Source organism: Mesorhizobium sp. M1A.F.Ca.IN.020.04.1.1 (genome assembly GCF_003997315.1).
GTDB lineage: Bacteria > Pseudomonadota > Alphaproteobacteria > Rhizobiales > Rhizobiaceae > Mesorhizobium.
Window position 1 is genome coordinate 15,112 of record NZ_RZSN01000086.1, and the last position, 9,379, is coordinate 24,490.

Annotated in this window: 7 protein-coding genes, 1 tRNA gene and 1 pseudogene; 4 read left to right on the plus strand and 5 right to left on the minus strand. The window is 62.9% G+C overall.

Going from position 1 to position 9,379, the window contains the following annotated elements; translation table 11 throughout:
* Positions 1-233 (plus strand): annotated as a pseudogene (locus tag EOA49_RS33550) (HlyD family secretion protein); the annotation flags it as partial.
* Entirely contained in the window at positions 230-1,771 is a 1,542-nt protein-coding gene (locus EOA49_RS18175; RefSeq protein ID WP_067002991.1) for a DHA2 family efflux MFS transporter permease subunit, read from the plus strand. The pseudogene EOA49_RS33550 and the gene EOA49_RS18175, both read left to right, overlap by 4 nt.
* Positions 1,772-2,119: 348 nt before the next feature.
* Here the strand turns inward: EOA49_RS18175 and yidC are convergent, their stop codons facing one another.
* The 3 genes from yidC to rpmH are packed head-to-tail and all read right to left on the minus strand — an operon-like array spanning position 2,120 to position 4,456.
* Positions 2,120-3,937, minus strand: coding sequence for a membrane protein insertase YidC (yidC, locus tag EOA49_RS18180; protein WP_067002989.1), 1,818 nt, complete (start codon positions 3,935-3,937; stop codon positions 2,120-2,122).
* A 14-nt stretch (positions 3,938-3,951) separates the two neighbouring features.
* Positions 3,952-4,305 (minus strand): ribonuclease P protein component, encoded by a 354-nt coding sequence (gene rnpA / locus EOA49_RS18185; RefSeq protein ID WP_067323826.1) that lies wholly within the window; start codon positions 4,303-4,305, stop codon positions 3,952-3,954.
* A gap of 16 nt (positions 4,306-4,321) precedes the next feature.
* Entirely contained in the window at positions 4,322-4,456 is a 135-nt protein-coding gene (gene rpmH, locus EOA49_RS18190; RefSeq protein ID WP_008833937.1) for a 50S ribosomal protein L34, read from the minus strand.
* Positions 4,457-4,711: 255 nt separating this feature from the next.
* Between rpmH and EOA49_RS18195 the strand changes: the two genes are divergently transcribed.
* Positions 4,712-6,205: a HAMP domain-containing sensor histidine kinase gene (locus EOA49_RS18195; RefSeq protein WP_067002984.1), complete on the plus strand. Its 1,494-nt coding sequence runs from the start codon at positions 4,712-4,714 to the stop codon at positions 6,203-6,205.
* Between the two features lie 202 nt (positions 6,206-6,407).
* Positions 6,408-6,484, plus strand: a tRNA-Arg gene (locus tag EOA49_RS18200).
* Positions 6,485-6,716: 232 nt separating this feature from the next.
* Here EOA49_RS18200 and EOA49_RS18205 read toward each other — a convergent pair.
* Together EOA49_RS18205 and EOA49_RS18210 are read right to left on the minus strand one after the other, a co-directional pair.
* Positions 6,717-7,910 carry a caspase domain-containing protein gene (locus EOA49_RS18205; RefSeq protein WP_127239778.1) on the minus strand — a complete coding sequence of 398 codons (1,194 nt, stop codon included), beginning with the start codon at positions 7,908-7,910 and terminating at the stop codon, positions 6,717-6,719.
* A gap of 239 nt (positions 7,911-8,149) precedes the next feature.
* Positions 8,150-9,379, minus strand: a 1,230-nt coding sequence (locus EOA49_RS18210) for an FAD-binding dehydrogenase (protein WP_127243280.1), incomplete at its 5' end; no start/stop codon positions are given.

Here is a 9,379-nt window from a genome sequence, read left to right on the forward strand (position 1 = left end):
GCATCAGCCCGGCCTCGTCCTCGAGCTTCTCGCTGCTTCCGGCGCAGAACACCAGCGGCAACTGGGTCAAGGTCGTGCAGCGCATTCCGATGCGGGTGACGATCGACGACCCGCAAGGCAAGCCGCCGCTGCGCGGGGGCATGAGCGCGGTTGTCAGCATAGACACCGGCCATGCCCGCGGCCTGCCCGATTTCGTGACCGACCTCTTCAAGCGGTTTGAGCAAAAGTCATGAGCACCGTCGCCACGGGCACCCCTGCGGTCGCCAATCGCGGCGCCATCACCGCCTGCGTCATCCTGGCGGTCATCATGCAGGCGCTGGACACCACCATTGCCAATGTGGCGCTGCCCTATATCCAGGGCAGCGTGTCGGCGAGCGCCGACCAGATCAACTGGGTGCTCACTTCCTATATCGTCGCCGCGGCGGTGATGACGCCGCCTTCGGGCTATCTTGCCAACCGCTTCGGCCGCAAGCGCATCCTGCTGGTCGCCATCACCGGCTTCGTCGTCGCCTCGGTGCTGTGCGGCTTTGCCCAGTCGCTGCCGCAGATCGTCGGCTTTCGGCTGCTTCAAGGCCTGTTCGGCGCCGCCCTTGTACCGCTGTCCCAGAGTATCCTGCTGGACATCTACAGCGTCGAGGAGCGCGGTTCGGCCATGGCGCTGTTCGGCGTTTCGGTGATGGTCGGCCCGGTGCTTGGGCCCGTCATCGGCGGCTGGCTGACCGAGAATGTTTCCTGGCGCTGGGTCTTCTACATCAACGTGCCGATCGGCGTGCTGGCTTTCGCCGGCGTCTCGATGTTCGTGCAGGAGACCAAGCTCGACCTCAAGGCCCGGCTCGACTGGTTGGGTTTCGGCATGCTCAGCCTCGCCATCGCTTCGCTGCAGATGTTCCTCGACCGCGGCGAGCAGCTCAACTGGTTCTCCTCGTCCGAGATCATCGTCGAGGCGCTGGTCTGCGCGTCGGCCTTCTATATCTTCATCGTCCACACCTTCACCGCCCGCGACACCTTCGTGAACCCGCGGCTGTTCCTCGACCGGAATTTCGCGGTCGGCATGGTGTTCATCTTCATCATAGGCATCACCTATCTCGCCTCGCTGGCGCTGATGACGCCCTACCTGCAAACGCTGATGGGCTATCCCGTGGTGACCGCCGGCATCGTCATGGGACCGCGCGGCCTAGGCACCATGGCCTGCATGTTCCTTGTCGGCCGGCTGGTCGGCAAGGTCGACACGCGCTGGCTGCTGTTCACGGGGCTCGCCGTCACCGCCTGGGCGATGTACGACATGACCGGCTGGACCCCGGACGTTTCGCAATGGACGATCATCCGCACCGGCTTCATCCAGGGCGCCGGCTTAGGCTTCCTGTTCGTGCCGCTCACCACCATCACCTTCGCCACGCTGGCGCCGGAACGGCGCGCTGAAGGGACGGGCCTCTACAATCTGTCGCGCAACATCGGCTCCAGCGTCGGCATCTCGGTCGTCACCGCGCTTCTGACGCAGAACCAGCAGATCAACCATGCCAACATCGCCGACTATGTGACGCCCTATAATCCGGCGTTCGGCGATCCGGCGATCGCGCAGGCGCTGAGCCCTTACACCGCCGCCGGCCGCGCCGCGCTCGACGGGCTGGTCACGCTGCAGGCAACGATCATCAGCTATGTCGACGACTTCGAGCTGATGATGTTGCTCTCGCTCGCCGCCATCCCGCTTGTGCTTCTGCTGCGCAAGCCTGGCACACCGGCCAAGGTCGACCACAGCGCCGTCATGGAGTGAGCTGGTGCATGTCGCCCAAAAGCGTGGAGCGGTTTTGGGAAAACGACACTGCATTAAAACAAAGTCCCTAAAGCGCGTCGCGCTTTAGGAGGAAAAACCGGGGTCCCCCCGCGGGACCCCGGCCTGCCGGACGGCCTTCCCAACACCGGCGTCGCTGCGCCGGAAGCCGTCGCAGCTTTTGGGGAGGACCGGGGAAGCTACGAGGCAGGCCATGCCGCAGTTTCGCGGGGGCAGGCCAAATTCCGAAAGACGGCTGCGCGAAGTTCTGTCCGGAGCGCCATAGGGCAAGCCGCCAACGAAAAAACCCCGGTCATGCCGGGGTTTTTGGTGTTAGGGCCGGGGTGCCATCTATTCCGCCGGCGATGGTTTCTTGCGGAACATCGCCGCCAGATTGTCCCACAACTCGATCTTGGCGCCCTGGCGCTTCATGATCACGCCCTGCTGCAGGATCGAGAGCAGGTTGTTCCAGGCCCAGTAGATGACGAGGCCGGCCGGGAAGGAACCCATCATGAAGGTGAAGAGGACCGGCATCCAGGTGAACACCGCGGCCTGCGTCGGGTCCGGCGGCGTCGGGTTCATGCGCATCTGCAGGAACATGGTGATGCCCATCACGACCGCCCAGGCGCCCATATGCGGGAGGAAGGCCGGCGGCGCGAAGGGCAGCAGGCCGAACAGGTTGAACACCGAGGTCGGATCGGGCGCCGCGAGGTCGTGGATCCAGCCGAAGAACGGCGCGTGCCGCATCTCGATGGTGATGTAGAGCACCTTGTAGAGCGAGAAGAAGACCGGGATCTGCAGCGCCACCGGCCAGCAGCCGGCCAACGGATTGATCTTTTCCGTCTTGTAGAGCTCCATCATCGCCTGCTGCTGCTTCATCTTGTCGTCCGCGTATTTCTCGCGGATTTCCAGCATCTTCGGCTGCACCTTCTTCATGTTCGCCATCGACGCGTAGGACTTGTTGGCCAGCGGGAAGAAGATGGCCTTGACGATGACGGTCGTGGCCAGGATCGCTAGGCCGAAATTGCCGAAGAATTTGTACAGCGTGTCGATCAGCCAGAACATCGGCTTGGTGATGAAATAGAACCAGCCCCAGTCGATCAGCAAATTGAACTGGCGAATATGGCGGTCAGCCTCATAGGCGTTGATCTTGGCAACTTCCTTGGCGCCGGCGAACACTTCGGTTTCGATGGTTGCGGACTGGCCGGCCTCGATGTTGATCGGATCAGTGAGGAAGTCGGATTGGTAGCGATGGCGCCCGTCCTCGAAATAGCCGTAGCGTGGCTGGAAGGGCTGCTTTTCGGTCGGCACCATGGTGACGGCCCAGTACTTGTCGGTGATGCCGAGCCAGCCGTCGGTCGACTTGCCTGGCTTGACTTCCTTGTCCTTCTCTATTGCCGCGTATTTGTATTCCGTCAGCCCCTCGGTGCCAGTAACGCCGATCAGGCCTTCATGCAGCACATAAGTGCTGGCGACCGCCGGCTTGTCGTAGCGCGTGACGCGACCGTAGTTGAACAGGCTGACGGCAGCGCTTCCCGAATTCTGCACGGTGTCCGAAACGGTGAACATATAATCGTTGTCGACCGAGATGGTGCGCTTGAAGGTCAGGCCCTTGTCGTTGGTGTAGGTCAGCGTCACCGGCGTCGACGGGGTCAGCGTCGGATTGCCCTCAACGCTCCACACCGTGTCGGAACTCGGCACCGCGCCGGTCTTGTCGGTGCCGACGAACCCGATCTCGGCGAAATAGCCGGTCGGTAGCGCCTGCGGATTGAGGAGTTGGATCTCGGGCGAATTCTTGTCGACCGTCTCGGTGTAGTGCTTGAGCTTGAGGTCGTCCAGGCGAGCGCCGGTGAGATTGATCGAGCCCTCGAGGCTCGGCGTGTCGATCTTGATGCGCTTGGTCGCGGCAACAGCCTGGTCACGGCTCTCGACAGTGACTGTCTCGCCGCCAGGTGCGGTCGGGATGGCGCCCGGAGCCGGCGCCGGCGTCCCGGCCGCGCCCGGATTGGTCCCCTGCGCTTCCTTCTTCTGCGCCTCGACGCGCTGCTGCTCGATGCGGGCCTGCTCGCGTTGCTGCTCCATCTTGGGGTTCATGTAGAACACCTGCCAGAGCGTCAGGATCAGCACCGACAGCGCGATGGTGATGAAGAAATTGCGGTTGTTTTCCATCGAAAGCCCTTGGCCTATCGTGTTCCGCGCAGCCGGCGGGAAAGCTCGGCCTTCAACTGGCCGAACGGAATGGCAAGCACGTCTTCGCGCCCGACGATGACATAGTCACTGCCGGGCGCCATGTCATCGGCGGCATGCGTTCGCACGGCTTCTCTCAGCCGCCGCCGGACGCGGTTGCGCACCACGGCGTTGCCGACCTTCTTGGTCACGGTGTAGCCGACGCGTGGCGCACAATCGTCGCCCCGGTCGAGAACCTCGACGAGAAAAAGCCGCCCGCGGCGCTTCTCGCCGCCGCGCACAGCCATGAAATCCGCGCGTTTCAGAAGCCGCCCGGGAGTTTTCCCCTTTGGCTTGCCGGTTGCGGGCAACGATCTCGTCTTTCGTTCAGGCGCTGAGCCGCTTGCGGCCGCGGTTGCGGCGGGCTGCGACGACGCCGCGGCCACCCTTGGTGGCCATACGGGCACGGAAACCGTGCCGGCGCTTGCGGACGAGTTTGGACGGTTGGTAGGTACGCTTCATTTGTTTTAATACCGCGGCGTGCGGCCCTTCTTGATTCTGTCACACTGTAACAGGAGCTTTGCCGGGCCGGTTATAGGCGCGATCGAAACCGCGCCGGGACGGAAGGCCCGAGCGTGAGCGGGCTTATAGGAAGAAGGATTTTGGAAGTCAATCCAGCCCGCCCAAAGGCATTTTTTCACTGGCTGGCGGCGAAATTGGCAAAAAAGCCGCAAATCGCATAATCTTGCTCGATCAAGCCTTCGTGAAAACCGCGTCATGACAAGTGAAGTCCTGTCAACGGATGAAAAGCCACGCCCCGCGGCGGCAAGCTCGCCGCGCCGGGTGCCGCTGTCGCGCGGTCTGTCGACCAAGCTTCTGCTTCTCACCATCGTCTTCGTGCTGCTCGCCGAAATCCTGATCTTCCTGCCCTGGATCGCCAGCTACCGGGTGAACTGGCTGAAGGAGCGGCTGAGCACCTCCGCCGCCGTGTCGATCGTGTTGCTGCAGGGCGAGCCCAACTCCCTGTCGCACACCGCCCAGAACGACGTGCTGATGGCGATCGGCGCCAAGGCGATCGCGGTGCGCGACGGCGGCGTCTCGCGGCTGCTGGTCGTGGCCGACATGCCGCCGAAGGTCGACGAGCATATCGACATTGCCAATGTGGGTCTGGTCAACGGCATGACCGGCGCGCTGGAAACGCTGTTCGCCGGCGGAAACCGGATGCTGCGCGTCTTCGGCCCGGTCGGCGACAGCGACAAGGAATTCGAGCTGATCATGCCGGACTACAGTCTGCGCAACGCCATGCTCAGATATTCGCGTAACGTCGCCGTCGTCTCGCTGCTGATCTCGCTGTTCACCGCCATGCTTGTCTATGCGGCGATCGATCTGATCATGATCGGCCCGATCCGCACCATGACGCGCTCGATCCTGTCCTTCTCCGAGGCGCCGGACGATCCCGGCCGCATAATTTGCCCGACGGAGCGTGCCGACGAGATCGGCGTCGCCGAGCGCGAGTTGTCGCAGATGCAGGATCGGCTGCAAAAAATGCTCGCCGAGCAGAAGCACCTCGCCAATCTCGGGCTTGCCGTGTCCAAGATCAACCACGACATGCGCAACATCCTGGCTTCCGCGCAGCTTATGTCGGACCGGTTGCGCCAGGTGAAGGATCCGACCGTGCAGTCCTTCGCGCCGAAGCTCCTGCGCGCGCTCGACCGCGCCGTCGCCTATTCGGAGGGCGTGCTTGCCTATGGCCGCACACAGGAGCCGGCGCCGTCGCGCCGCCGCTTGCGGCTGCGCCAGCTGGTCGACGACGTGCACGGCCTGCTCGATATCGAGGAGGGCATCGAATTCATCAATGCCGTCGAGCTCACCTTCGAAGTCGACGCCGATTCCGACCAGCTCTTCCGCGTGCTCACCAATCTGTGCCGCAACTCGGTGCAGGCAATGGCGGCCGACACCGAGAGCGCGGTGGTGCGTCGGCTCGCCGTCTCGGCCGAGCGCTTGGGCAGCGTCAGCCGCATCACCGTCAGCGACACCGGCCCCGGCCTCCCGCCCAAGGCGCGCGAGAACCTGTTCGCCGCCTTCCGCGGCTCGGCGCGCAGCGGCGGCACCGGCCTTGGCCTGGCGATCGCCCATGAGCTGATCCGCGCCCATGGCGGCACGGTGGAGCTGGTCGAATCGATCGGCGGCCGCACGGTCTTCGCCGTCACCATCCCCGACCAGCCGGTGCGACTCGATCAGGCCCGCAACGGCCTGCGCCGCCCGGCTTGACCGTGGCAGGCCAGGGAAGACGTTCCCGCTTCGGAGTTCCGCGAAGCAAAGACCCCGGTCGGAATGTGATCCTGTAAACGCCTGCGACAAAACTTTTGCCGGGCCGGCTTGCTTTTCCGAAATTCAGTCGTTAGGGAACACTCCACATCGCGGCCGGCGTCTCGACCGGATCGCGGGGCTTGTGTCTCACACGGCCTGATGCGCGCCCGTAGCTCAGCTGGATAGAGCACCAGACTACGAATCTGGGGGTCAGGAGTTCGAATCTCTTCGGGCGCGCCAATTAATCAAACTGAACTCCCGCGCATTTGCCTCGCCGGCCGCAGCAGTCGCTGGCTGCCTACGCTCACGCGGCGAGGTTCACGTGGCGTATTAATCCACGATCCCGATCGGGTCGGCAGTGGTACCCGAGCGTTCTTGAGTTCAGCTTTTTTTCATGCACCCTTGCTCGTCTCCAGTCGCAGTCGGCGGCGCGGCCTAAGTCCCACCGCGCGCAAGGCAGTCATCGGCGTTACTAACCCCCTAGCTGTTGCAGCTTGCGACAGGCACGCCTTGCGCCTTCACGGCATCTCTGGCGACACCTCTCCTTGTTGCCATCCCTGCATCGCCCCACGGATTCCGGTTTAGCTGGTGCGCTCGTTTTTGCCGAACGATTGGAAGGTTCATCGATAGGCAACGACACTTGCGGCTTGCGACTGACTTTCTTTGGCAGGATCTTTTTGCGTGGCGGCGTAGGTGCTTGGAACTTGGCAATTCGGCTCTTTGCAATTTCGACGAATGCACCATGCGGAAATGCCGCTAGATAAGCACGATACATCGAGACATCGGATGTATCCTTGATTGATTTCCAGAATTCGAGCTCTGCCGCCGCGTTGATGTCTGGCTGATAGGCGTCTGCCGAAGACGGACTAGACGCGGCATCCGGGTTGAATGAGAATCCCGGCTCCACCAGGGACGAGTTGCTCCAGGGAACCTGCTTCCCAGAAGTCGCGTTCATGACGTCCAACCGGACGCGACGCATGAGAATTTCAATGTCGATCGAAGGAGTCTTTATCCGCTTCACAAGAGAGTCTGCAAACGGACTATGATTGACGGCTCCATCGAGAGCCACGTTGCCGGGTTGTGTTGCAAAGCCGATAAAGACTCCCCTGCCAGCATCTAAGGCTCCCAGCCCCTTTCCTATGGCAAGGCCGCGACTTTGACCCGGTCCACTCAATTGCTTAACGAAAGGATTGTCCCGACAGGCATCGAGAAGGACGATTGCGATATTTTCCTCGGCCGTCATGGCGGCGATGATGTCTTGCAGGCGCTCAGCCTCCAGAGCCAAGTCGGCCGGACGTTGAAGGGCGGCGTCAACCGGCAATAGGTAGTTCTCCCCGTTCGCTTGGAGCCCGTGTCCGGCGAAGTAAAAAAGCGAGACGTCACCCGGCCGCAAGTTTCGCCTGAATTTTCCGATGAGTTCCCTGAACGTTGATGCGTCGGTATCCAATCCAAGGGTGACGTCGAAGCCCGTCTCTTGCAAAACTCGGGAGATGGCATTCGCATCATTTACCCCGTTGGGAAGCGATGACGCAAAACGGTAGGCCGAGTTACCGATTACGAGCGCATATCTATGGCTGCGTTGACCGATCTGGGTCTCAGAGGAGGCCGGTGTCGACAAGCCGGCCAGCAAAAGAAGGCACGCGCACAACAAACAAACCTTGGACATTGCGACCTTCCCGAGTAACGGAGAATATTAGCATCCGTTAAAGCGCGTGGGTACCCGTTGTAAGGGCCATCTTGCTTGGGGAAGAGGCCAAACTTGCCGGAGGCCGCTTGGTATGAGGTCTCCGTGCATCGTCAACGCCCTTTCCGGCATCGACTTCAAGCAACATCAAACCCCCGAATGAGGCCGCAGCATACAAGGTGGGCCGAGCTCACGAGCTTTTGGCAACACCGTTCGATCGCTCAGCCGACCGCCTTCGTCGCCGCCCTTCCGGCGCTGCGTCCGGAAAAGATGCAGCCGCCGAGGAAGGTGCCTTCGAGAGCCGCATAGCCGTGCACGCCGCCGCCGCCGAAGCCGGCGACCTCGCCCGCCGCATAGAGACCAGGCACCGGCTCGCCCTCCGCGTCGAGCACGCGGCTGTCGAGATCGGTCTGCAGGCCGCCCAGCGTCTTGCGGGTGAGGATGTTGAGGCGGACCGCAATCAACGGGCCGTTCGCCGGATCGAGCATCTTGTGCGGCTTTGCGGTGCGGATCAGCCTGTCGCCGAGATAAGCGCGCGCGCCGCGCAGCGCGGTGACCTGCGCATCCTTGGAGAACGGGTTGTCGAGCTGCATGTCGCGGGCGCGGATCTCGCGTTCGACCTGCGCCACATCGAGCAGCGGCTCGCCGGCCAGCCCGTTCATCCGCGCCACCAGCTTCGAAAGGTTGGCCTCGACGATGAAATCCTCGCCCTTTTCCATGAAGGCTTTCACCGGGCCGGGAATGCCCGACGTGGCGCGGCCAAGCACCTGCCGCCAGCTCTTGCCGGTGAGGTCCGGATTCTGCTCCGAGCCCGACAGCGCGAACTCCTTCTGGATGATCTTCTTCGTCAGGATGAACCACGAATAATCGAAGCCGGTGCTCATGATATGGCTGAGCGTGGCTAACGTATCGAAGCCTGGGAAAAGCGGCACCGGCAGCCGTCTGCCGCGCGCGTCGAGCCATAGCGAAGAGGGGCCCGGCAGAATACGTATGGCGTGATCGGTCCAGACCGGCGCCCAATTCTTGATCCCCTCGACATAGTGCCACATGCGGTCGCGGTTGATGACCCTCCCGCCCGCTGATTCGGCAATTGCCAGCATGCGGCCGTCGACATGGTCCGGCACGCCGGTGATCATGCGCTTCGGCGGCGCGCCGAGACGCTGCGGCCAGTTCTTACGCACCAGCTCGTGGTTGCCGCCGATGCCGCCGGAAGCGACGATCACGACCTGGGCGTGGAGCTCGAAATCCCCGGCCACGTTGCGCGAGCTCTTGCGTCCACGCTCGACCGTGCTTGGCTCCAGCACGTCGCCCCGCACCCCGGTCACCGTCTTCCCGGTCCGCGTGATCTCGTTGACCCGGTAGCGGAACTTGAACTCGACGAGCCCACGCTTCTGCGCCTCGCGCACGCGCAGCACGAAGGGCTCCAGCACGCCGGGCCCGGTGCCCCAGGT